Below are 23,003 nucleotides of genomic sequence, written 5' to 3'. Positions count from 1 at the left end.
CAGCATGGCCCCCGACCGCTTCCTCCGCTTCGGCCCGGACCCGAGCCCGTGCGGTGGTTGGCGGGCATGACGGCCGCCGCCATGGCGGCCCCGAGGGCTGGCCGCACGCTGTTCTTCTTCGAGAAACCGTCGGCGATGCGCCAGCTCCAGCGCTTCTTCCGCTCGCCCGACACCGTCTGCGTCTCCGCCGAGGGGCACCTCCTCGCCGCCGAGGAGCCCGGTGAGATCCGGCCCGAATGGAAGCCCTGGCACTTCGAGGCCCTGCCCATCGTGGTCGACACGATTCCGGTGCGCTGCGGCACGAACCGCTCGGGCCAGTCGCATGCGGGCAAGCTCGCGGCGATCGGTCAGGCGCTGCGGGGCGTCGAGCGCGTGATCATCGCCACCGATCCGGGGCGCGAGGGCTCGATGATCGCCTGGGAGGTGCTGGAGCATCTCGGCTGGCGCGGGCGCGTCGACCGCCTGAAACTCGGCGCCCTCGACGACGTCTCGATCCGGCGCGCCTTCGCGGCGCTGGCGCGGGAACCGGATTCCGGCGCGCGCGACTACGCCGCCTACCTGGAGGCCCTCTGCCGTCAGTACGAGGATTATCACCTCGGCCTGAACGGCACCCGCGCCATCTCGCTCAGGCTGCGCCCCGCCGCCTTCCGCGAGCCCTGGCGCTTCGGCGGCGTGCAGTCGCCGACGCTCGCCATCCTGGCCGACCTCGAAGAGCGCATCCGGTCGTTCGTGCCGCAGGATTTCTTCAAGGTCGCGCTGCACCTCGAGACGGCCGAGGGGGCCGCCCTGACCCTGTGGCACATGCCCAAGGACCGGATCTTCGAGCGGGAGGCCGCGGAGGTGATCCGGGCCGCCGCCGCGGCCTGGTCGGGGCCGCTGGCCGTGGAGCAGCGCGACCAGCGCCGCGCGCCCCCGCGCCTGTTCTCCAAGGACACCCTGGCCCGGCGCTGCGCCAAGCGCTTCGGCTGGGACCCGCAGCAGACCGCGCGCCTCGCCCAGGAGCTCTACGACCAGGGCTATCTCAGCTACCCGCGCACCGAATCCGAGTCCCTGCCCGACGGGCAGGCCGGGGATGCCGCCGCCGTGCTGGCCGCCGTGGGCAGCGTGCTGCCGGACGTCGCGGCCCTGGTGGCGGCGGGCCCCCCCGTGATCCGGCGCGGGGCCAAGGGGCATTACGTCAAGGATCCGGGCGAGCACCACTCCATCGTGCCCCTGCGCAAGGTGCCGGCGCCGGGCCGGCTCGCCGCCGACCTGTTCCGCCTGTGGGACCTCGTGGCGCGGGCCTTCTGCGCCGCGCACCTGCCCGACGGCATCGATGCCCGCACCGTGGTGGCGGCGGCGGTGGCCACGGCGCTGGGGTCGAAGCGCTTCAGCGTGACGGGGCGGGTCGTGCGCGTACCGGGCTGGCGCGCGGTCTACGGCACCGAGGCGGAGGCCGATGTGGATGCCGTGCCCGGAAAGGCGCGGGCCGAGGACGAGGCGAGCGCCGGGGCCCTGCCGCCGGTGCGGGACGGTGCGGGGGCGAGCGCCACGGGGGCCGAGATCGCCGAGGCCGTGACCGAGCCGCCCCGGCGGATCACCCGGGGCGAGTTGCCCGTGGTGATGGGGCGCCTGATCGATCAGGTGGAGGACCCGGCCGCCAAGCGGGCCCTGGAAAACCCCGTCAACCCGAACGAGCCGAAGGGGCTCGGCACGGCGGCGACCCGCGACACCATCCTGCCCAAGCTCCTGAAGAGCCACTACATTTCGCTCGCCGGCGGCAAGGACCCGGCCATCACGGTGACGGAGGTGGGGCGCGCCTTCATCGCGGCGGTGCGGCGGGTGTTCCCGGCCTACGGCGATCCGGTGGGGCGGGCGATGTTCGAGGCGGAACTGGCCGAGATCGGGCGGGCCACCACCCGGGACGAGGCGCGGGCGCGGGCGGACAGCTTTCGGCGGCGCACCCGCGAGCGCCTGGACGGGCTCATCGCCGCCACCGCGCGGGCGCAAGCCGTCAGCCTCGATCCGAGCCTGATTCCGGCGAACGCGAATTCGGGGCGGGGCGGCGGCGCGCCGACGCCCGCCATGGTCGCCTTCGCGGTGTCCCTGGCCGCGCGCAAGGGCGTGCCCCTGCCGCGGGGGTGCAAGAGCAGCCTGGCCCGCTGCCGGGCCTTCCTCGATGCCCATGCGGGGGCGCGTGCGGCGGCTGGGCCGAAGGGCGCGGAGCGGGCGCCGAGTTCGGCCATGCTGGCCTATGCGCGCCGCCTCGCGGAGGCGCGGGGGCTCGACTGTCCGCCCGAGGTCGAGGCGCGGTTCGAGGCCTGCCGGCGCTTCCTGGACGCGCAAGCGGCGGGCGCCGGGGCCGACGAACCGGCCGCCCGCCCGGTCAAGAAATCGGTCAAGCGGCCAGCGCGAGAGTCGGCGAAGGAATCTGGCAGGCCGGCGGCCCGGCCGCGGCGCGCGGGCGCCAAGCGGGCACCCCGTGGTGCATCATGCTGAGGGTTTGCCTGCACCCGGTCACACGGCGGGCGCCCCGTGTCAGGTCGCGGCGGGGCGGTTGCGGAACAGCCCGCCGAAGCTCTGGAACGGCAGCCAGAGGAGCTTGAGGAAGGCCCGGATCGTCAGGACGGCGGCGACGGTGAGGAGCGCCAGCAGCGTTTTGATCATGGGTAGACTCCTTGTACTAGGACCGGTCGGCTCCGCCTCGCGGCGGGACCATCGGCCTTGGAACCATTGGGCTCCGAGAACCGGGCGGGATTAAGGACGGAGCCGGGGCGGACCGGGTGCCGCACCCGCTCCGGCGGGACCCCCGGAGGCTGGGACCGGATTGGTTAACGAAGACTTGTCGACGGGAGTCGGGAGACGTTCGGCGTCGCTTTCGGACCGGGGACCGAGCGGAGGCGAAACATTCTCGCAGGAAGTGCGCTTCGCCTATGGGTGGCGGCGTCGAGGGGGCCGGCCAACCCCGGGCGGATGGACGCCGTCGTCCGCCGATGGATCGAGCCGCCAGGGTTCCCGTCGCCGCGGCGATCCGCGCCGTCTTGAAGGCGTCGTCACCCGGGCCCAACGTGTCCGCTCGCCGGGCGGCACGGCCCTGGCAGGAGAGCGCCTTGGCACGGGCCACCGCGGTGGCGGCTCCGAACCGGATGCGAGGCGAGACGGGTTATGACGAACTTTGACATGACCAATCCCGCGACGGTGACTCCGCGCTGCATCCTCATCGGGGCCCGCGTGCAGGAGGGGGCCGGGCGCCTGGGCTGCGACATTGGGCCGAGCGCCTACCGGGCGGCGGGCCTCGCCGAGACCCTGTCGGGCCTCGGGCACGACATCGTCGATGCGGGCGATCTCGCGCCGCCGCCGCCGCCCGGCGTGGCCCCGGCGCGCGCCCACCCCAACGGGGCCCTGCGGCATCTACCCGCCTTCGCGGCCTGGACGGAGATCCTCGCCGAAGCGGCCTTCGCGGCGAGCGGTGAGGGCCTGCCGATCTTCCTCGGGGGTGACCACAGCCTCTCGGCCGGCACCCTCTCGGGCCTCGGGCGCCGGGCTGCCGCCGAGGGGCGCCCGCTCTACGTGCTCTGGCTCGACGCGCACGCCGATTTCCACACGCTGGCCACCACCACGAGCGGCAACCTGCACGGTGTGCCCCTGGCCTACGCCACCGGGATGCCGGGTTTCGAGGGATACCTGCCGGCCCCGCCCGCCCCCGTCGACCCGGCCCATGTCTGCCTCATGGGCACGCGCAGCCTCGACCCGGCCGAGCGGGAGGCGGTGCGCGCGGCCGGGGTGCTGGTCCACGACATGCGCACCATCGACGAGGCCGGCGTGGTGGCGCCGCTCCGGGCTTTCCTCGGCCGGGTCGCGGCGGCGGGCGGGCGCCTGCATGTCAGCCTCGACGTGGATTTCCTCGATCCCGGCATCGCGCCCGGCGTCGGCACCACGGTGCCGGGGGGCGCCACCTTCCGGGAGGCGCACCTGATCATGGAGATGCTGCACGATTCCGGCCTCGTCGGCAGCCTCGACCTCGTCGAGCTCAACCCCTTCCTCGACGAGCGCGGTCGCACGGCCCACCTCATGGTCGACCTCGCCGCCAGCCTGATGGGCCGCCGCGTCCTCGACCGGCCGACCCAAAGCAACTGATCCGTTCGGCGATGAATTGTGTTCCCGCCGTGACAGGATTGCAACGTATTCGGCCAATCAGTCTCAGATTGCATGCAAAACGGCGGACAATACGAGGCAATTCGGTAATGATCTTTGGGTAGATCCTCTCGGAATGCCCGACGCCGGGGGGCCACGAGACGACGCGATGCAGAATGAGGAACAGGCGCGGCTGGCCGCCCTCGACCGCTACGACATCCTCGACACGCCACAGGAGGAGGCCTTCGACCGCATCACCCGGTTGATCCGGCGGATCTTCGACGTGCCGATGTCGACCATCTCGCTGATCGACGCCCATCGCCAGTGGTTCAAGGCCCGCTCGGGCGTGGAGGCCTGCGAGACCGCGCGGGGGCCGGCCCTGTGCAACATCGCCCTGCGCGAGCCGCGCTGCCTCGTGGTGCCCGACACCGCCGCCGACCCGCGCTTTTCCGCCAACCCCTTCGTTCTCGGGCCGCCGCTGATCCGGTTCTATGCCGGCGTGCCCCTGCGGACCCCGCAGGGCGTCGCCATCGGCACCCTGTGCGCCCTGGACACCCGGCCGCGGGACTTCCGGCCGGACGAGGTCGAGACCCTGATCGACCTCTCGCACGTGGTGATGCGCGAACTCGAATTGCGGCGCGTGGCCACGACGGACGGGCTCACCGGCGCCCTCTCGCGCCAGGCCTTCCGCGAGGCCTGCGCGGGCGCCCTCGCCCTGGCCCTGCGGCACGGGCAGCCGCTCGCCTGCCTCATGCTGGACCTCGACCACTTCAAGGCGGTCAACGACGGGTACGGCCATCCGGTCGGCGACCGGGTCCTGGCCGAGGTGGCGGCGGCCTGCCGGGAGCGGCTGCGCGGCTCCGACGCGTTCGGCCGCCTCGGCGGCGAGGAATTCGCGGTTCTGCTGCCCCAGACCGGTCACGCCGCCGCCCTGGCGGTGGCCGAGACCCTGCGGGCGGCGATCGCGAACCTGCGCGTGCCGATCCCGGGCGGGACCCTGCGGCTGACCGCGAGCTTCGGCGTGGCGGCCCTCGCTGCGGGCGCCACCGAGGTGCACGGCCCCGATGTGGACGGCCTTCTGGCGAGCGCCGACGCCGCACTCTACGCCGCCAAGGCCGCGGGCCGGAACCGCTGCGTCGCCGGTGGGCCGCGCCCGTCCTCCGGGGCCGGCGCCCGGCGGGTCCTGAAGGCGGGGCTGCTCTCCTTCGACGACGGCCGCGCGGGGCTCGACTGCACCGTGCGCAGCCTGTCGGAGGCGGGGGCCGCCCTCAACGTGGTCGACGCCCGCGACGTGCCCGAGACCTTCCGCCTCTCGATCCGCGACGACCGCTTCTCCCGCCGCTGCCGCATCGCCCTGCGGCGGGACGGGCACCTCGACGTGGCGTTCGTGTGAGGGGGACGGCCCTTCGGGCCGGGCGGCGATAAGCGTTCACGGCCTACAACGGCGGGCATCCGCGCAGCCCTGACGGCTCCGCGTTGCAATCGGCCGCCAAACCCGCGAGGTTGCGGCCCCGCCCCGGACCCCGACCGCGTGGGGCGCGCGAGCCCAGGGACCCCGTCCGCGTTCCATGTCCGCGTTCACCTTCATCCACGCCGCCGACCTGCATCTCGGCTCTCCCCTCGCCGGCCTCGCCCTCAAGGACCCGGAGATCGCCCGGCGCTTCGCCTCGGCCGGGCGCCGGGCCTTCGAGGACCTCGTCGGACAAGCCATCGAGCGGGGCGTCGCCTTCCTGATCGTGGCCGGCGACGTCTATGACGGCGACTGGTCCGACAACACCATCGGGCTGTTCTTCGCCCGGCAGGTCGCCCGCCTCGACCGGGCCGGCATTCCCGTCATCCTGGTGCGGGGCAACCACGACGCCGAGAGCGTCATCACCCGCTCGATCACCCTGCCGGCCTCCGTGCGCGGCTTCTCCGCCACCCGGGCCGAGACCCACCGCCTGGAGCCCCTCAAGGTGGCGCTGCACGGGCGCAGCTTCCCCAACCGGGCGGTGGAGGAGAACTACGCCCTCACCTACCCGGCCGCCGTCCCGGGCTGGTTCAACATCGGCGTCCTGCACACCTCCTGCACCGGCCACGCGGCCCACGCCACCTACGCGCCCTGCTCGGTGGCGGACCTAGCGGGACGGGGCTACGCCTACTGGGCCCTCGGCCACGTGCACGACTACGCCGAGCTTTCCCGCGACCCCTGGATCGTGTTCCCGGGCAACCTCCAGGGGCGCAGCATCCGCGAATGCGGGCCCAAAGGCGCCGTCCTGGTCTCGGTCGCCGACGGCCGGGTGAGCGGCGTGGAGCGCCTCATCGTCGACCAGGCCCGCTTCCACGCCCTCGACGTCGACCTCTCGGGCGTCGCCGGCGAGCGCGAGGCGGTCGCGGCGATCGAGGCGGCCCTGCGGCCCCTCGCCGAGGCGGCGGCCGCGCGGCTCCTGGCCGTGCGGGTGCGCCTGTCCGGGCAGACCCCCGCCCACGACCGCCTCGCCGCCGACCGCGAGGGTCTCACCGCCGAGATCCAGGCCGCCGCCCACCGCATCCACGAGGACATCTGGCTGGAGCGCCTGCGGATCGAGACCGAGCGCCCCCGCCGGCCGGACACCGAGGCCCGCCCCGAGGCCTTCGCGGCCATCGACCCCGCGACCCTGCTGGCGGCGGTCGACCACGAGCCGGAGTTCCGCGCCCGTGCCCGGGCGGCGCTCGCCGAGATCGCCGCCAAGATGCCGGCGGGGCTGGCCGCCGAGGACGATCTCGCCGCCGACCTCGACGCCCTCTGCGCGGAGGCCGAGGCGGTGATCCTGGGACGCCTCTCCGGGCGGACCTGCTAGTACCCGGCCCGAACCCGCCGGCCCCCGAGATCCCGCACCGAGGAGGTTTGTCCGATTTCCAGCTCGACTCCCTCGCGCCCGCCCCTGCGCCTGCGCGCCCTCGCGAGCCTCGTCGCCGCGACGGTGCTGCTGCCGCTCGCCTTCGTGCTGCTCGGGCTCTGGGAGGGGCGCCGGGCCGAGGACGACCGGGCCGCCTTCGCGGCCGAGCAGGCGCGCCTGTCCGCGATCGTCGCGGATCTCGCCGCGCGGGCGCCGCGGGACGGGCGCGTCGATTTCCGCCTGCAGTTCCGCCACGGCGGCCAAGTCTACGGCGGACCCCTCGCCCTCGACAAGGCGCGCGCGGCCGAGGGCCAGGCCGCGACCCTGACCACGCTGATGGACTGGCGCCGCCTGCTGCCCCCCGTCGTCGTGGCGGGGGGCGGGCTCGCCGCCCTCCTCTCGGTCCTGGTGCTGCTGGCCGGTGCCGCCCTCGGCTGGGTGGGCCGCAGCTCGCGCGACGCCCTGGTGCGCGGATTCTCCCTGGTGCGGCGCCTGCTGCCGGCGACCCTCGCGCTCCAGATCCTGGCGGCGGCCACCGCGACCGTCGCCGCCGTGATCGTCGAGGCGGGGCTCCTGGCGCAATCCGGCCTCAGCGGCGACGCGATGAAGCTCCTGGGCATCGCCGCGGTCGCCGTGGGGGCGATCCTGTGGGCCGCCGGCCGCACCGTCCTGGGCCTGCGCCGGGCGCTGGCCGCCTTCGAGCCCGACCCGCTGCCGATCTTCGGCCGTCGCGTCTCGCAGGCCGAGGCGCCCGGGCTGTGGCGCCTCACCGAGGGCCTCGCCGAACGCCTCGGGGCCCTGAAGCCCGAGGCCGTCGTGGTCGGCCTCACCGGCGGTTTCTTCGTCAGCGCCGGCCCGGCCGTGCTCGAACCCGGCGGCGAGCGCCTGACCGGCCGGATCCTCTACCTGCCCCTGCCCTACCTCGCGCTGATGCGCGGCGACGAGGTCGCGGCGATCATCGGCCACGAGCTCGCCCACTATGCCGGCGGCGACACCGCCTACAGCCAGCGCTTCCTGCCGATCTATGCCGGTGTCGGGCGCTCCCTCGACGCCGTGGCGGCGGGCCACCAGGGCTCGCTCGGGCTGCTCGGCCCGTCCCTGCGCCTCGGCCTGTTCGTGATGGAGCGCTTCCACCTCGCCGTGCGCCACTGGAGCCGGGCCCGGGAATTCGCGGCCGACGCGGCCGGTGCGGGGCTCACCACGCCGGAGGCCGCCGCCCGCGCGCTGCTGCGCACCGGGGCCGTCCAGCCGCGCATCGCCGAGGCCCTGGAGGCGGCCGCCGAGACGCCCGGCGGGGCGCCCGCCGACCTCGTGGCCGCCGCCCTCGACCGCGCCGTCGCCCGAGGCCTCGACGATCCGGGCCTGCACCTGGAGGCGGAGCAGGCCCACCCCACCGACACCCATCCGCCGACCCGCGAGCGCGTGGCCGCCCTCGGCGTCGCCCTCGACCCGGACCTCCTGGCGCGGGCCGCCGCCACGCCGCCGCCGCACGCCCTCGGGCAGCTCGGCGGCTACTTCGCCGACCCCGCTGGGCTCAGCCGGGACGCGACGGCGGATTTCCTCGGCGCGGTCCGGGACCACGAGGCGGCGGTGCGGGCCCATCTGGAAGCGACGGCGGAAGCCGTCGACGAGGCGGATTGGGTGCTGCGCGACAACAGCCGTCCTGGCGCCATCGTCCTGCTGGTGGCCGGCGGCCTGTTCGCCGCCGCGGCCCTGGGACTGGTCGGCCTCGGCCTCCCCGGGCTCGCGACCGGGCAGGCCGGCCTCGTGGCGGGGGTGGCGCTCGCCCTCGGCGCCCTCCTGGCCGCGTTCGGCGCCTACCGCCTGTGGCGGGGCGAGCGGACCACCCTGATCCTGCGTCCCGCGGGGCTCGCCGTGCCCGGCCTCGACCGCACGATCGCCTGGGGCGAGGTCGCCGATCTCGACATGCGTGTGAATCGGACCGGCCTCGTCACCCGCCTGCTGTTGTCCCCGCAGACGCCATTCCCCGGTCGCGTGCCGGGCGGGCGCGGCCTGACCCTCGACCCGAAGCGCCGGATCGTCACGATCGCCCTCGGCCTGCCGCGCCGGATGACGCCGCAGGACTTCGCCGACGCGATCGGCCGCTACCGGGCCATGGCGGAGGCGCGGCGGCTCCTGGCCGAGGCCGACGGCGGCTGCGCCGACCGGCGCCCGGCCGACGCGGCCGCCCCCGTTCCCCCGCGCCTGCCGTCCCCCGCCCTGGGTTGGATCAACGCGTTCTGGGTCCTGTTCGGCGTCGCCTGCCTCGGGGCCGTCCTGATGGCCTGCGCGATCTACACCGCGCCGGTGGTGGCCTCCGACTGGCAGGTCCGCGCGCGCGCAGAGCCCGTTCCCGGCGCCAGGGTGCGCGACGGCTCCTGCAGCGCCAAGCTCATCCTCCACATCTGCGATGCGACGCTCAGCCTGCCCACGCCCGGCGGCGCAGTGACCCGGCGGGTGAACTACGTGTTCGCCGGGCTGCAGGCCGGGGAGGTCCGCCTCGCGGTCCTGGCCGACCCGGCGCGCCCGGACCTCGCCACCACCGATCTCGGCCTCGACCGGCTCTGGAACCGGACGGTCACCCTCCTGGTCATCGCCCTCCTGCTCGTGGCCTGCATCGTGGGCGCGATCGCGTCCCTGGTCCGCAACCGGCGCGAGTCCCGGCCGGCCGCCGGGTGACGCTGCGCCGGTCCGTCCCGGCGCTTGCGGACGGTCCCGGCCGGGACCAAACGTCGGACCCCGAATTCCAGACCCGCACCTCCGCAAGGTCCCGATGCGTCTCCTCAGACTCGACCTCGAACGCTACGGCCCCTTCACGGGCCGCACGGTCACGTTCCGGCCGGATGCGCGCCTGCACGTGGTGCTGGGGGCCAACGAGGCCGGCAAGAGCTCGGCGCTCAGCGCCGTCACCGACCTCCTGTTCGGTATCGAGACGCGCACCCGCTACGACTTCCTGCACGACATGCCGCAGATGCGCATCGGCGCCGAGATCCGCGCCGCCGACGGGCGCCGCCTCGGCTTTCGCCGCCGCAAGGGCACGAAGAACACCCTCGTGGACGCCGCCGACGCGGCCCTGCCGGAGGATGCGCTGGCACCCTTCCTCGGCGGGCTCGGCCGCGAGGTGTTCTGCCGCGCCTTCGGCCTCGACGCCCGCGCCCTGCGGGCAGGCGCCGTCGAGATGATGGACGCCGAGGGGGAGGTCGGCGCCAGCCTGTTCGCGGCAGCCTCCGGCTTGCGCGGCTACAGCGGCCTCCAGGCCGAGCTGGAGGGGGAGGCCGAGCGCATCTTCATGCCGCGGGCCGCCCAGAGCCGGACCTTCTACCAGGCGCTGGCCCGCTACGACGAGGCCCGCAAGGCGATCCGGACGGGGGAGCTGCGGGCCGGCGACTGGCGCGACCTCAACGGCGAGATCGAGGCGGCCGGGGCGGCGCTCGCCGCCCTCAAGGCGGAGCGCGGGCGCCTCGCCGCCGAGCGCGCTCGCCTCACCCGCCTGCGCCGGGTCGGCCCGCTCCTCCAGGCCATCGACGCCGTGGCCGTGCCGGGGGCGACCGAGGGCGACCCGGTCGCCGTGCCGGAGGCCTGGATCGACCGGCTCGGCCAGGCGCTCGCCGCCCTGCGCGCGACGGGCGAGGCCGCGACCCGCACGCAGGCGGCCCTCGCGGAGGCGTCGCTTGCCCTGGAGGCGGTGCCGGTGGACGAGGGCGTGCTCGCCCGCGCCGACGAGATTCTGGAGGCGTTCCGCGGCACCGACCGCTTCGACAAGGGCGGCATCGATCTGCCCCGCATCCAGGGCGAGGCCGACGCCTTCGCGCGGGACCTCGCCCAGCTCGCCGCCCGGATCGGCCTACCCGACGCCGAGGCGTTGCGCGCGCGCCAGCCCTCCGACGCCGCCCGCGCCCGCATCGAGGGCCTGATCCGCGCCGGCCGCGAGGATTCCGCCGCCCTGACCCGCCTGGAACAGGACCTCGCCGCCCGCCGGGGCGAGCGGGACCGCCTCGCCGCCGCCACGGAGGCGGCGGCGGGCCTTTCCGACCCGGCCCCCTTGCGGGCCGACCTCAAGGCCTTCGCGGCCTTGCGGCGCGACATCGACCGGCGCGACGACCTCGACGCCGCCCTCACCCGCGAGGCCGGCTCGATCCGGATGCAGGCGGGCCGCCTGAGCCCTCCGATTCCGGATCTCGCCGCCTACACCGCCGGGCGCCCGCCCTCGGCCGAGGCGGTGACGCGCTTCCGGCGCACCCTCGACGACGTGCTGCGCGCGCGCGACCGGGCCGCCGACCGCCTGGAGGCGGCCCGGGGCGCGGTGGCCCAGCGCCGCGCGCGCCTCGCCGCCCGGGCCGCCGGGCGGCCGATTCCGACCCGCGACGACCTCCTGGCCCTGCGCACCCGCCGCGACGCCCTGCTGGCGGACCTGCCCGGCGGCGCGCCGGACGATTTCGCCCGCTTCGGCGTGGCGCTCGCCGCCGCCGACCGGACTGCGGACGACCTCGTGGCCGACGCCGCCCGGGTCGCCGAGCAGGACGCCGACACGGCCAGCCTGGAGGCCGAGGCGGCCGAGGCGGCGGCGGCGGGGGAGGCGCTGGCCGCCTGCGAGGCGCGGCTCGCCGAGGGCGCCGCCGCTTGGCGCGCGGCCTGGGCGCCCTACGGGATCGAGCCCGCCGCCCCGGCCGAGATGGCCGTCTGGCTCGGCGAGGTCGAGGCCCTGCAGGACGCCGCGCAGGGCCTGGAGACCACGCGCCTGGAGCAGGCCCGCATGGCCGCCCGGGTGGAGGCCTGCCGGGCCCCGCTCGCCGACCTCAGCCGCCGGGCGGGGCTGCCCGCCCTCGACGGCCTCGACGTCGGCCGGATGCTCGCACGGGTCGAGGACCGGGTCGCCGAACTCGGCCTGCGCTGGGAGGCGGTGGGTGAAGCTCGGACGCGCGCCAAAACCGCCGCCGAGCAGATCGCCCGCGCGGAGGCGGCCCTGGCCGAGGTGCGGGCCCGCCGGGACGCCTGGCGCGCGGCCTGGGGGCCGGCTTTGGCAGGCCTTGGCCTGCCCGAGGGGGCCGATCCGGACGAGGCCGAGGCGGCGCTCGCCGCCTGGCGGGCGGTGCCGGCGGCGCTGTCCGAGCGCGACAACCGCCTCGGCCGCGTCAACGGCATCCTGCGCGATGGCGCGGTCTACCGGGAGGCCGTGGCGCGCCTGACGCAGGCGGTGGCGCCCGATCTCGGGCCCCTGCCCCCCACCGCCGCCCTGAAGGCCCTGCACGCCCGCCTGCAGAACGCCCTCAGGGACGAGACCCGCCGGGCGGAGCTGGCGCGCCAGCGCGACGCGGCGGCGGCGGCCCGCGCCCAGGCCGCCCGCGCGGCGCAGGGCGCCGGGGCGGACCTCGCCGCCCTCCTGTCGGAGGGGCCGGCCCTGCCCCCCGGCACCGACCCGGAGGCGCTGCACGCGCGCCTGACCGCGCGCCGGGCCCGCGAGGCGGAGCTGGCCGAGCGCCGGGCCGAACTCGCCCGGGCCGCCGAGGGCCAGTCCGAGGCCGACCTGCGGGCGGAGCGCGCCGCACTCACCGGGGACGACATCGAGGGGCTGATCGCCAACCTGGCGGCCGAGGAGGACGACCTCGACCAGCGCGGCAAGCTCGCCTTCGCCGACCGCGACCGGCACGAGCGCCGCCGGGCCGAGCTGGAGGGCGGCATCGGCGCCGAACTGGCGCTGGCCCAGCGCAAGGCGGCGGAAGCCGAACTGCAGGCCAATGCCCGGCACTGGGCGGTGCTCAAGCTCGCGGGCCTGATGCTCGGCACCGCCATCGGCCGGCACCGGGCCGGTCAGCAGGACCCCCTGCTGACCCGCTCCGGCGCCCTGTTCGGGGCGCTGACCGGGGGCGCCTTCGCGGGCCTCGCCCAGGATTACGATGCCGCCGACACCCCCCGCCTCGCCGGGCGCCGCGCCACGGGCGAACTCGTGCCGGTGGAGGGCTTGAGCGAGGGCACCCGCGACCAGCTCTACCTCGCCCTGCGGCTGGCCTACCTGGAGGATTACGCCGCCCGGGCCGAGCCCGCCCCGTTCATCGGCGACGACCTCTTCCTCACCTTCGACGATTCCCGCACCGCCCACGGCCTCGAGGCCCTGGCGGCGGTGGGCGACACCATCCAGCCGATCCTGTTCACCCACCACCGCCACGTGGCGGACCTGGCGCGGGCCCGGCTGGGGGATGCGGTCGACGTGCTGGACCTCTGACGGCGGCCCTCAGAACCGGTAGCCGAGGCCCGCGCCGACGACGAGCATGTTGAGGTCGGCCTCCACCTTGACGCCGCCGATCGCGTAGGATTGCCGCGGCACGAAGACGTACTTCACCATGGCGTTCGCGAACCAGTTTCCGCCGAGGTGGTAGTCGGCGCCGGCCTGGAGCACGGGGCTGACCTGAGCCTTGAGCGTGAAGTCCGGGATGCCCCTGGCCGGCGCGATCGCGATGGGCGTCGTGGCGGCGACCCCGATGCCGAGATAGGGATTGAGGCGCGCCCCCGGCAGGAGGTGGAGCTGCACGAGCCCCATCGCCGCCGCGTTCCAGATCGACCCGATCGCGATGTCGCCCACAAGCGAATCCCGGATGACCGGTCGGGTCCGGACGGCCCCGGCCTGGGCCTCGATGGCCACGTGGTCCGTGAGGAAGTACGACACGTCGAGGTCCGGCAGGACGGCGGCCGGCGTCTCGACGCGCCCGCCGATGAGGTCGATGCGCGAGCGGCTCTCCGTGGGGATCGACCCGGCGAGCCGGCCCCGGACGAGCCAGTCCCCGGCCCGCAGGCCCCCGCCCGGCTCCGGATCGGCGGCGGCCGGCGAAGGCGGCTCCCCCGCCCGCGCGGCCCCCGTCGGCGCCGCGAGGGCGAGGAGGCTGACCAGGATCGGAATCAGGCGCGGAACGAACGCCGACATGGGGGCTGCTTTCGGGGCGGGGGCGGGGCGTTGCGCGGCACGCACCCGAGCGGCGAAGTGCCGGGGTCCGCCTCTCCCGCGATCGCGGACCCGATCAAGACCCTATCGACGCAAAACTCTTACGGAAGTTTTAGGAGACGATCTTACACCGAATTTAATGGATTCCGCCGATAGACATGGAAATTCAGATCGTTAACCTGCAGGGTCGAATCTTCGAAAGAAAAAATTCAAGACCAGGCAATCGATGTCTGAAATACGAATCTCTCGTGTGTCTCAAATTAGCCAAGCCATGCAGAAGAGCGCCGTGCGTCCTCGCTTTCGACGGGTCATCGCTGTCTAGACTGGAGAAGCATCGATCCATGGCGCTCGATCTCTACACGCTTCACTTCGCCAGCGCGGCCAGCCGGTGCGCCTACGTCGTCGTCTTCCTCGTCATGGCCCTCAGCCAGCGCCGGCAGGCCTGTCTCTGGCAGTGGATGGGGGCCATGGGAGCGTCGATGGCGGGTTCGCTCATCATGATGCGCGTGCCGACCGACGAACTGCCCCCCATCCCCGTCACGGTGGCCGTCTACTGGCTCTACGGCGCGAGCCTCGTGCTCGCCTGGACCGGGCTGCGCAGCTTCTTCGGCCGGCCGGCGAAGGTCGGGCTCGGCCTCGTCCTCGCCGCCCTCCCGGGCGTCCTCTATCCGGTCGCCCTCGGCCTCGGCCTCTCCACCCGGCTGGCCCTCGCGGGGGTCTTCGCCTGCTGCCTCCTGCCGACCCTCCTGGCCGCGTCCGAGACCGTGCGCCTCTCGGCCGGGACGGAGAGGCTCTGGGCGCAGTCCATCGAGACCGTGGCGTTCGGGCTCTATGCCCTCGTCTTCGTGCTCTCCATCGGGATGCTGGTCGGAACCGACCTGCCCGTCGCCTCGGCCGAGAGCGCGCGCATCTCCATGGTCGTGGATCAGGTCATGGGCGTGTTCGTCTATTTCGGGTTCGTCGCGATGGCCGCCGAGCGCGCCAACCGCACCCTCCTGCGCCTCGCCGAGACGGACCCGCTCACGGGCCTGTCCAACCGCCGCGGCCTGCAGACGATGCTGCGCCGCCGCTTTCCGCACCCGGGCGCGCGTCCGGCGATGGGGGTGCTGATCCTGGACGTCGACCACTTCAAGGCCATCAACGATCGCCACGGGCACGAGGGCGGGGACCGCGTCCTGTCGGAATTCGGAGCCCGGATGAAGGCCGCGCTCCGGGCCACCGACATGGTCGCCCGCTGGGGCGGCGAGGAATTCCTCGTGGTGCTGCCCGGCACCGATGCGCGGGAGCTCCTGAGCGTCGCCGAACGGTTGCGGGCGACCATCGCCGAGGCGCCGTTTCTCCTGCCCTCCGGTCCCCTGCGGGTGACCGTCAGCATCGGTGCCGCCGGCCAGGGCCCGGGCGAGGCGGGCTTCGAGGAGGCCCTGCACCGGGCCGATGCGGCGCTCTACGACGCCAAGAGCCGTGGACGCGATCGCGTGGTGTGCGCCCCCGCGCCGGTGGACCGGGTGTCGGCCGACGACGTGGCCTGCGCCGGATTGCGTGCCGCGTAGTGTCGCTCGCAAAACGCCCGCTGCACCGGGAGTTCGCTCTCTGACCACGACAGCTCAGCGGGAGCTTTGCGAGGCACGCTCAGATGGGCCGGACCCGATGCGGCGCGGCGGGCATCGTTCCCTCGCCTTGGGTATCGCGCGCCCGGCCCGCCGCCGTCCGGCGGACGGGCCGGCGCCAGATCAGCCGGCCGAGGAGCAGGCCGAGGCGGCGGCAGAACAGGGCGAGGCCGAGGCACCAGCCCAGCCCCGCCAGCAGCGCGCTCGCCAGGGCCGCGAGGCCGCCGCCCAGGGCCAGTGCGCCCCGCCCGAGGAGCGCGAGGGCGGCGCGGGTGCGTGGGCCGAGGCGTTCGCTGAGGCGCACCGCCCGGGCCAGGTCGGCGGGGTCGCGGGCCAGCCCGAGCACCTGCATCACCCCGCGCTGGCCCGTGCGGCGGCCGAGGACGAGGGTGTCGCCGGCCAGATTGGTCAAGCGCGCCACCGTGCCGGGGCGGATGGCGAGGCCGGCGGCGGCCCGCGCCCCGGCAAGATCGAGGCGGGCGGTGGCGGCGACGGCCCGGGCCACCGCCTCGCGGTCGAGGCCCGCCCGCACCGTGCGCCCGAGGCTCGCGGCGAGCGCGGGTGAGAGCCGGCCGCCGCGCCGGGCCGCCTTCAGCACGGTCATGCCCGTGCGCGGGGCCGCCCCAGCCCCGGCCGTCCAGGTGGCGAGCGTGAGGGGCAGGCCGACCAGGGCCATGCCGAGGAGGAGCGGGTCGTAGGGCTCGGCGCGGGCGTAGCGGCCGCCCTCGCGCAGGAGGTCGCGCAGGTCCCCGATCCCGGTGACGTCGGCGGCGAGCGACCCGGCGAGGCCCGCCGTTCCCTCCGCCTCGCCCGAGACCGCCCCGAGGGCGAAGTCCCGCGCGGCGCGCAGGGGCCGCCCCTGCGCCAGGGCCTCGACGCGCACGCGCCGCGCCGGATCGATCGCGATGCCCCGCGCCTCGGCCAGCGCCAGGAAGCTCAGCGCCAGGTCCTCGTCCTCGGCGGCCAGGGCCGCGTCGAGGCCCGCGTTCAGGCTGTCCGGGGTGGCCGCCCGCTCCAGGCGGATCTCCGCCAGCGCGCCGGGGTCGTCCGCCGCCGCGAGGAGGCGGCCGGCGAGAGTGGCCGGCACCACCACGGGTGCCGCCGCGACCGCCAGGGCCGCGCCCCCCGCGAGCAGGCCGATCCAGCTTGCGGCAGCGCGTATCCGCCTCATGCCTGCTCCTCTCCCGATCATCGATCGTCAGATGGGGGCGCGGGCGCGCGGGCGCACCCTCCGGCTGCCGTCACGGGCAGCTGCCGTCACGGGCCTTGCGCTCCGTAGCGCTGGTGCAGGCTGCCGGCGAAGCGGTCGGCGAACTTGGCGGTCGCCACCGGCAGGGTGCGCCCGCGCAGCTGTGCCAGCATCAGGGACATCGGGGGAAGATCCCGGGCGTCGATGGGGCGGGAGCACAGGCGGGGATCGTCCGGGATGCCGCTCGGCACCTGGAGGCTGACGGCGTCCTCGCGCAGGACGAGGTTGCGCAGGAATTCGAGCGAGCTCGACTCGATGACCGCGTTCAGCGGCGTGCCCCGGCGCGCGAGGGCGTCGTCGAGGTGGTGGCGGATGGCCAGGGACCGGTCCGGCACCGCCATCGGGTGCACGAGGCAGTCGCGCAGGCGCACCGGGCCGGTCTCGGCGGCCAGGGGATGCCCCGCCCGCATCAGGGCGCAGAGGGTCTGGCGGCAGGAGAACAGCACCTGCATGTCGGCCGAGGGCGGCGGCTGCAGCACCAGGGCGAGGTCCGCCTCGAACTGCGTCAGCGCCGCCACCGCCTGGACGTGGTCGCGCACCTGCACGGTGAAGGTCACCTGGGGGAAGAGCGCCCGATAGGCCTCGACCTCGTCCGGCACCACGTGGTTGACGAAGGCCTGGCTGCAGGCCAGCGCCACGTGGCCGCGCCGGACCCCGGAGAGGTCGGCGATCTGCGAGCGCACCCGCTCCAGGTCGGCGCGCTGGTCGCGGATGTGGCGCACCAGCAATTCGCCGGCCGCGTTGAGGCGCATGCCCTGGGCCACCCGCTCGAAGATCGGCGTGCCGAGCTCGTACTCGATGTCCTGGATCTGCCGGGTCAGGGCCGAGGGCGTGATGTTGAGCCGCTCCGCCGCCCGGCGGATCGCCCCGTGGCGGGCCACTTCGGCCACGTAGGTGAGGATGCGCAGATGTTTCATCGCGGAAGGGCCCGGCCGTCGGGGCCCCTGTTTCCGAAATCGCAACGGCCCAGTCAAGAAACAGCACTCGCGCGCAACAGGGGAGCGCCCTAGCCTGGGGCTTGAGATTCGTCCTTCCGAGCCCCGCTCGCCGGAGTCGCGCCCATGATCCGCCGCCGCACCCTTCTCGCCGGCCTCGGGGCCGGTCTTCTGGCCGCGCCCCTCGGGCTTGCCCGCCCGGCCCGCGCGCAAGCGCCCACCGTGATCCGGATGGGCTCCCTGAAGCTCATCCACTCCATCGCGCCGCATTTCTACGCGCAGTTCACGCCCGCCGGGTACACGGTCGAGGTCGTGCCCTTCGAGAGCCCCACCGAGTGCAAGAATGCGGTGGTGACGAAGTCGGTGGATTTCGGGACCTTCGGCATCGCGGCCGGCACCCTGGGCGCCGCCGCCGGCGAGCCGCTGGTCATCATCGCTTCCACCTGCAACCGCGGCATGGCGATCATCGCCAGGAAGGACGCGAGCATCGCCGCGATCAAGGACCTGAAGGGCAAGCGCGTCGCCCTCTGGCCCGGCTCGACCCAGGAGGTCTTCGCCCTGGAGCGCCTGCGCCAGGAGGGGATGAGCGTCAAGGACATCACCCCGGTGCGGATCTCGTTCTCGGAGATGCACATCGCGCTGGCGCGCGGCGACATCGACGCCTATGTGGGCGCCGAGCCGGCACCGGGCGTCAGTCTCGCCAGCGGCGTCGGCAGCCTCGTCGAATACCCCTACGGCACCGAGATGGGCGCCCTCAACATGGTGTTCGGCGCGCACGCCGACACCACGGCGCAGCGGCCCGAGATCGTCCGCACCATGCTGGAGATCCACCGCAAGGCGACCGATTACGCGCAAGCCAACCGCGAGGCGATGATCGCCATGGCGGTGGCCAAACTCGGCCAGAAGCGCGAGGCCCTGGAACTCTCCGCCCCCAACGTCGAGCTGAAGTGGAAGCTGGGCGAGACCGAGATCGCCCAGGCCAAGGTCTATGCCGACCGCATGCTGGCCCTCAAGCAGATCAAGCGCCTGCCCGATTTTTCGACCTTCATCGACACCCGCTTCGTCGACGCCATGAGGGACGCGTGAGCGCCAACCCGGCCGCCGTCGCGGCGGCGCCCGTGCCGGCGGCCTCGTCCCGCCCGCGCGTCGCCGTGCCGTGGGTGCGCCTGCGCGAGGCGGCCCTGGCCCTCGCGATCCCCGCCGTGCTCGCCCTGGTCTGGCATTTCCTCACCACGGGCCGGCCCTACAGCCTGATCCCGCCCCCGGCGGAGGTCTGGACCGCGCTGGTCGACCTCGCGGTGGGGGGCATCAACGACGACGCCTTCAGCGCCACCCTGCTCACGCATCTCGGCGCCTCGCTGTCGCGGGTCTACGGGGGCTTCGCGCTCGCGGTGCTGTGCGCCCTGCCACTCGGCCTCCTCATCGGCCGGGTGCCGCTGATGCGCCAGCTCCTCGATCCGACCTTCCAGATCCTGCGGCCGGTGCCCGTCACCGCCTGGCTGCCGCTCGCCATGATCCTGTTCGGGCTGGGGCCGCGCTCGGCCTATTTCCTCGTCTTCCTCGGGGCGTTCTACCCTATCCTCGTCAACACCATCTTCGGGGTCCGCTCCGTGGAGCCGCGCCTGTTCGAGGCCGCCAGCATGCTGGGCTGCCGGGGCTCGGCCCAGTTCGCCCGGGTGGTGCTGCCCGCCGCCCTGCCGTCGATCTTCACCGGCTTGCGCCTCGGCCTCGGCTTCGCCTGGGTCGTCATCGTGGTCGGCGAGATGACCGGCGTGCAGACGGGGCTCGGGGCCATCATCATGGAGGCGCGCCAGCTCTCGCGCACCGAGATCGTGATCTGCGGCATGATCGTGATCGGCGTCGCGGGCTTCCTGTCGGACCGGATCGTCATGCTGATCGGCCGTCGCCTCCTCGCCTGGAGTCCGTCGCATGGGTGATCCGACGCTTCCGATCCTCGAGATCCGCGACGTCGGCAAGACCTTCGCGGTGCAGGGCAAGACGGTCACGGCCCTGAAGGGGGCCAACCTCACGGTGAAGCGCGGCGAATTCGTCTGCCTGCTCGGCGCCTCGGGCTGCGGCAAGTCCACCCTGCTTCGCATCGCCGCCGGCTTCGAGGCGCCCTCCTCGGGCCAAGCCTGCATGTGGGGCAAGCCCATCGCGGGCCCCGATCCGGCGCGCGGCATGGTGTTCCAGGATTACGGCCTGTTCCCCTGGCTCTCGGTGCGGGACAACATCGGCTTCGGCCCGAAGTCGCGCGGGCGCCCCGCGGCGGAGATCCGCGACACGGTGGCCCGCTACATCGACCTCGTGGGCCTCGGCGCCTTCGCGGACGCGCATCCCCATCAGCTCTCGGGGGGCATGAAGCAGCGCGTCGCCATCGCCCGGGTGCTGGCCAACGAGGCCGAGGTGGTGCTGATGGACGAGCCCTTCGGGGCGCTCGATGCCATGACCCGCGAGCGTCTGCAGGACGAGCTCCTCGACCTCTGGGGCCGCACCGGGCTGACCGTGCTGTTCGTGACCCACGCCATCGAGGAGGCGATCTTCCTCGCCGACCGCGTCGTGGTGATGTCCCCGAGCCCCGGCCGGATCGACGCCGTGCACGACATCGCCCTGCCCCGGCGCCGCGACGTCTCGAGCCCGGCCTTCAACGACATCCGCCGCATGCTCTCGGCCCAGCTTCACAGCCACCACGGCCGCGTGGCCGCCTGAGGGAGCGATCGGTTCCGGCGATCGCGGCCATGCCCCGCCCACCCCCGCAGAGGGGGGAGGGAAGACCCCGCGCACACGGCTGCGAATTCCCATGACCGAACCGGATTTCTCGGACCCCCGCCGCCCCGAGCGGCGCCTCGCCTACCGGGCCGCCATCGACCGGCCGCGCCTCGTCCTGCCGGGGGGCAAGCACGTGGCGATCTGGCCGGTGGTCAACGTCGAGCACTGGCTCATCGACAACCCGATGCCGCGCCAGATCCTGGTGGCGCCGACGGGGGCGCCCCTGCTGCCCGATCTCGCCAACTGGGGCTGGCACGAATACGGGATGCGGGTCGGGTTCTGGCGCTTCCTCGCGGCGTTCGTGGCCCGCGGCATCCGCCCGACCCTCTCGATCAACGGCTCGGTCTGCGAAGCCTACCCGCACGTGGCGCAGGCCGCGCACGCCGCCGGCTGGGAGTTCATGGGCCACGGCTTCCACCAGGTGCCGACCCACCGCATCACGGACGAGCCGGCGATGATCGCCCGCACCCTCGCGGCGATCCGGGCGGTGACGGGGGCGACCCCGCGCGGCTGGCTCGGGCCCGGCCTCACCGAGACCCTCGACACGCCCGACCACCTCGCCGCCGCCGGCCTCGACTATGTCGGCGACTGGGTGGTGGACGACCGGCCCTGCCGGATCGCCACCGCGACGCACCCCCTCATCGCCCTGCCCTACTCGGTGGAGCTGAACGACATCCCCCTGCTGGCGATCCAGCACCACCGGGCCGACGAGTTCGTGGACCGGGCGCTCACCCAGGTCGCGCGCCTCGCGGCGGAGGCGGCGGGCGACGGGCCGCTCGGCGGCGCCAAGGTGATGGGGTTCGCGATCCACCCCTACATCACCGGCGTGCCCCACCGGATCGGGCTGCTGGAGCGCCTCCTCGATGCCCTGCGCGCCCGCGACGACGTCTGGTTCGCGCAAGGGGGCGACCTCGTGGACTGGTATCGGGAGACCGGCGATGAGGCCTGAGACGGACTGGGGGGACCGCGACCGCGCGGCCCTGAGCCGGGCCTACGACAATTCCGGGGCGGTGGCCGACAGCGCCGCCCGCCTCGCCGCGTGGCGCGCCCGCAGCGAAGCCCTCCGGGCGCGGCCGGGCCACGTCCTCGACATTCCCTACGGCCCGGGCCCGCGCAACCGCATCGACCTGTTCGCCTGCGGGCGCCCCCACGCGCCGCTGCTGGCCTTCATCCACGGCGGCTACTGGCAGCGCAACGCCAAGGAGGGCTTCGCCTGCATGGCGGAGGGGCCCCTCGCCCACGGCCTCGACGTGGCGCTGATCGGCTACACCCTCGCGCCCGAGGCCACCCTGACGGAGATCGCCGACGCGATCGGCGCGGCCCTGCGGATCTTGCGCGCCCGGGACGCGGCCGCTGGCCTCGGGCGCCGCCGCCTCGTGGTCGCGGGCTGGTCCGCCGGCGGCCACCTCGCCACCCTGGCGCTCGACGGGCCGGAGGCCGATGCGGGCCTCGCCATCAGCGGGATCTTCGACCTCGCGCCCATCGCCCGGACGAACCTGAACGACGCTCTCCGGCTCACGCCGCTAGAGATCGATACCCTGTCGCCGATCCGCCGGACCACCCCGCGCGCGGCGCCCCTGGTCGTCGCCTGCGGGGGGAACGAGCTGCCCGAACTCCGGCGCCAGTCGCGGGATTACGCGGCGGCGCGGATTGCGGCGGGGCTGGAGACCCACGCGATCGAACTTGACGGGGCGGACCATTTCTCGATCCTCGAAGCGCTGATCCATCCGGCGGGGCGCCTCGCCCGTATCGCCGCCGATCTGGCGCAGGTCTGAGGACCCTGCCGCTCGGATGCCTCCCGAGTCGCAACGCCATTTGAGGGCAGTTTCTTAATTCGGTGATTTCTGACTTCTCTGTGCCGCCTGGGCGAACCATTTCAGATAGAAGTTATAGAGCCAGTCGAAGGAATAGGAAGTTTTATTTGGAAAACTAGAGAATCTTCGCTCGACGACATCGCAGTATGATATTTCAGTGGCAAAAAGGCTGACTTTTTCATAGAAACCCATGTCATTGTCTTCCGGCGATCGTGTTGTGACTGTCACGCTATATTTATTGTTGTAGTACCCCGCCTTATCGAGGCCCATCATTTGATTTTGCTTCAGGGCAATGATTTGTGTAGAGAACGGAGTTTGTCCGCCATTCTCGCGAACAAACCGACTTCTGTTTGTAAATCGAAAATTGTTGTCCGCGAAGAAACGCTCGAAGTCCGCCTCGATCCGATTCGGATCGACATCCTTGCATTCCAGCCCGATGTAAAGGTTGGGTAAAAGATTTCCGGCTTGCGCAGAGGCCGAATGAACACAGAGACAAAGTGCGAGCCAATACGGTCTTGAGCGTCGCATGGATGGTTTCCCGTGTGCCAAGCCGGCATTCTATCACGAGCCGCCGCCGGCCCCCTCACCGCTCCCGCCAGGCCTTTGCGATCTGATCGGAGAGGGGTTTGACGAGGTAGCTCAGCACGGATCGGTCGCCGAGCTGCATGAAGCTTTCGACCGGCATGCCGGGCACGAGGCGGGCGGGGCCGAGGCGCTGGCGCTG

Annotated in this window: 16 protein-coding genes and 2 pseudogenes; 12 read left to right on the top strand and 6 right to left on the bottom strand. The window is 73.9% G+C overall.

Features of this window, described 5'->3' with window-relative positions; genetic code table 11:
- Positions 1-81 precede the first annotated feature (81 nt).
- On the top strand, positions 82-2,478 hold the full coding sequence (locus MKK58_RS12645; RefSeq protein WP_243912426.1) for a type IA DNA topoisomerase: 2,397 nt from the start codon (positions 82-84) through the stop codon (positions 2,476-2,478).
- Between the two features lie 39 nt (positions 2,479-2,517).
- On the opposite strand, the gene MKK58_RS26850 is transcribed toward MKK58_RS12645, so the two are convergent.
- Positions 2,518-2,646, bottom strand: a complete 129-nt coding sequence (locus MKK58_RS26850) for a hypothetical protein (RefSeq protein ID WP_279578357.1) — start codon at positions 2,644-2,646, stop codon at positions 2,518-2,520.
- A gap of 513 nt (positions 2,647-3,159) precedes the next feature.
- On the opposite strand from MKK58_RS26850, the gene rocF reads away from it, so the two are divergent.
- From rocF to MKK58_RS12620, 5 genes and pseudogenes are all read left to right on the top strand, one after another.
- Positions 3,160-4,116: an arginase gene (gene rocF, locus MKK58_RS12640; protein ID WP_243912393.1), complete on the top strand. Its 957-nt coding sequence runs from the start codon at positions 3,160-3,162 to the stop codon at positions 4,114-4,116.
- Between the two features lie 166 nt (positions 4,117-4,282).
- On the top strand, positions 4,283-5,506 hold the full coding sequence (locus MKK58_RS12635; protein ID WP_243912392.1) for a sensor domain-containing diguanylate cyclase: 1,224 nt from the start codon (positions 4,283-4,285) through the stop codon (positions 5,504-5,506).
- Between the two features lie 175 nt (positions 5,507-5,681).
- Complete coding sequence (locus tag MKK58_RS12630; protein WP_243912391.1) at positions 5,682-6,932, top strand: exonuclease SbcCD subunit D; 1,251 nt, start codon at positions 5,682-5,684, stop codon at positions 6,930-6,932.
- 123 nt (positions 6,933-7,055) lie between these two features.
- Positions 7,056-9,164 (top strand): annotated as a pseudogene (locus MKK58_RS12625) (M48 family metalloprotease); the annotation flags it as partial.
- Positions 9,165-9,744: 580 nt separating this feature from the next.
- Positions 9,745-13,191, top strand: a complete 3,447-nt coding sequence (locus tag MKK58_RS12620) for a YhaN family protein (protein ID WP_243912390.1) — start codon at positions 9,745-9,747, stop codon at positions 13,189-13,191.
- A gap of 9 nt (positions 13,192-13,200) precedes the next feature.
- On the opposite strand, the gene MKK58_RS12615 is transcribed toward MKK58_RS12620, so the two are convergent.
- Positions 13,201-13,887, bottom strand: a complete 687-nt coding sequence (locus tag MKK58_RS12615; RefSeq protein ID WP_243912389.1) for an OmpW/AlkL family protein — start codon at positions 13,885-13,887, stop codon at positions 13,201-13,203.
- Between the two features lie 359 nt (positions 13,888-14,246).
- Between MKK58_RS12615 and MKK58_RS12610 the strand changes: the two genes are divergently transcribed.
- On the top strand, positions 14,247-15,455 hold the full coding sequence (locus MKK58_RS12610) for a GGDEF domain-containing protein (protein ID WP_243912388.1): 1,209 nt from the start codon (positions 14,247-14,249) through the stop codon (positions 15,453-15,455).
- Positions 15,456-15,534: 79 nt separating this feature from the next.
- Here the strand turns inward: MKK58_RS12610 and MKK58_RS12605 are convergent, their stop codons facing one another.
- Both MKK58_RS12605 and MKK58_RS12600 read right to left on the bottom strand, forming a co-directional pair.
- Positions 15,535-16,683, bottom strand: coding sequence for a hypothetical protein (locus MKK58_RS12605; RefSeq protein ID WP_243912387.1), 1,149 nt, complete (start codon positions 16,681-16,683; stop codon positions 15,535-15,537).
- An 86-nt stretch (positions 16,684-16,769) separates the two neighbouring features.
- Positions 16,770-17,678, bottom strand: a complete 909-nt coding sequence (locus MKK58_RS12600) for a LysR family transcriptional regulator (RefSeq protein ID WP_243912386.1) — start codon at positions 17,676-17,678, stop codon at positions 16,770-16,772.
- A 144-nt stretch (positions 17,679-17,822) separates the two neighbouring features.
- Here MKK58_RS12600 and MKK58_RS12595 point away from each other — a divergent pair, with 144 nt between their 5' ends.
- The 5 genes from MKK58_RS12595 (at position 17,823) to MKK58_RS12575 (ending at position 22,240) form a co-directional block, all read left to right on the top strand.
- Positions 17,823-18,782: an ABC transporter substrate-binding protein gene (locus tag MKK58_RS12595; RefSeq protein ID WP_243912385.1), complete on the top strand. Its 960-nt coding sequence runs from the start codon at positions 17,823-17,825 to the stop codon at positions 18,780-18,782.
- Positions 18,779-19,633, top strand: coding sequence for an ABC transporter permease (locus tag MKK58_RS12590; RefSeq protein WP_409565240.1), 855 nt, complete (start codon positions 18,779-18,781; stop codon positions 19,631-19,633). The genes MKK58_RS12595 and MKK58_RS12590 overlap by 4 nt, the downstream gene beginning before the upstream one ends.
- Positions 19,626-20,405: an ABC transporter ATP-binding protein gene (locus tag MKK58_RS12585; protein ID WP_243912384.1), complete on the top strand. Its 780-nt coding sequence runs from the start codon at positions 19,626-19,628 to the stop codon at positions 20,403-20,405. Before MKK58_RS12590 ends, MKK58_RS12585 begins: the two co-directional genes overlap by 8 nt.
- A 91-nt stretch (positions 20,406-20,496) precedes the next feature.
- On the top strand, positions 20,497-21,414 hold the full coding sequence (locus tag MKK58_RS12580) for a polysaccharide deacetylase family protein (protein WP_243912383.1): 918 nt from the start codon (positions 20,497-20,499) through the stop codon (positions 21,412-21,414).
- The gene (locus tag MKK58_RS12575) at positions 21,404-22,240 is read left to right on the top strand and encodes an alpha/beta hydrolase (RefSeq protein ID WP_243912382.1); all 837 of its coding nucleotides are present in this window, start codon (positions 21,404-21,406) and stop codon (positions 22,238-22,240) included. Before MKK58_RS12580 ends, MKK58_RS12575 begins: the two co-directional genes overlap by 11 nt.
- A gap of 54 nt (positions 22,241-22,294) precedes the next feature.
- Here the strand turns inward: MKK58_RS12575 and MKK58_RS12570 are convergent, their stop codons facing one another.
- A complete protein-coding gene (locus MKK58_RS12570) occupies positions 22,295-22,807 on the bottom strand; it encodes a hypothetical protein (RefSeq protein WP_243912381.1) in 513 nt (170 codons plus the stop codon).
- Between the two features lie 55 nt (positions 22,808-22,862).
- A pseudogene (locus tag MKK58_RS12565) lies at positions 22,863-23,003 on the bottom strand (HlyD family type I secretion periplasmic adaptor subunit); the annotation flags it as partial.

This window comes from Methylobacterium sp. J-078, assembly GCF_022829285.1.
Lineage (GTDB): Bacteria > Pseudomonadota > Alphaproteobacteria > Rhizobiales > Beijerinckiaceae > Methylobacterium.
This window is presented reverse-complemented; position numbering and strand designations above follow the sequence as displayed.

Excerpts from the sequence above, each read along its gene's own strand:
- MKK58_RS12645 (WP_243912426.1), top strand. The coding sequence starts at position 82 with ATGGCGGCCCCGAGGGCTGGCCGCACGCTGTTCTTCTTCGAGAAACCG.
- MKK58_RS26850 (WP_279578357.1), bottom strand. The coding sequence starts at position 2,646 with ATGATCAAAACGCTGCTGGCGCTCCTCACCGTCGCCGCCGTCCTGACG.
- rocF (WP_243912393.1), top strand. The coding sequence starts at position 3,160 with ATGACCAATCCCGCGACGGTGACTCCGCGCTGCATCCTCATCGGGGCC.
- MKK58_RS12635 (WP_243912392.1), top strand. The coding sequence starts at position 4,283 with ATGCAGAATGAGGAACAGGCGCGGCTGGCCGCCCTCGACCGCTACGAC.
- MKK58_RS12630 (WP_243912391.1), top strand. The coding sequence starts at position 5,682 with ATGTCCGCGTTCACCTTCATCCACGCCGCCGACCTGCATCTCGGCTCT.
- MKK58_RS12620 (WP_243912390.1), top strand. The coding sequence starts at position 9,745 with ATGCGTCTCCTCAGACTCGACCTCGAACGCTACGGCCCCTTCACGGGC.
- MKK58_RS12615 (WP_243912389.1), bottom strand. The coding sequence starts at position 13,887 with ATGTCGGCGTTCGTTCCGCGCCTGATTCCGATCCTGGTCAGCCTCCTC.
- MKK58_RS12610 (WP_243912388.1), top strand. The coding sequence starts at position 14,247 with ATGGCGCTCGATCTCTACACGCTTCACTTCGCCAGCGCGGCCAGCCGG.
- MKK58_RS12605 (WP_243912387.1), bottom strand. The coding sequence starts at position 16,683 with ATGAGGCGGATACGCGCTGCCGCAAGCTGGATCGGCCTGCTCGCGGGG.
- MKK58_RS12600 (WP_243912386.1), bottom strand. The coding sequence starts at position 17,678 with ATGAAACATCTGCGCATCCTCACCTACGTGGCCGAAGTGGCCCGCCAC.
- MKK58_RS12595 (WP_243912385.1), top strand. The coding sequence starts at position 17,823 with ATGATCCGCCGCCGCACCCTTCTCGCCGGCCTCGGGGCCGGTCTTCTG.
- MKK58_RS12585 (WP_243912384.1), top strand. The coding sequence starts at position 19,626 with ATGGGTGATCCGACGCTTCCGATCCTCGAGATCCGCGACGTCGGCAAG.
- MKK58_RS12580 (WP_243912383.1), top strand. The coding sequence starts at position 20,497 with ATGACCGAACCGGATTTCTCGGACCCCCGCCGCCCCGAGCGGCGCCTC.
- MKK58_RS12575 (WP_243912382.1), top strand. The coding sequence starts at position 21,404 with ATGAGGCCTGAGACGGACTGGGGGGACCGCGACCGCGCGGCCCTGAGC.
- MKK58_RS12570 (WP_243912381.1), bottom strand. The coding sequence starts at position 22,807 with ATGCGACGCTCAAGACCGTATTGGCTCGCACTTTGTCTCTGTGTTCAT.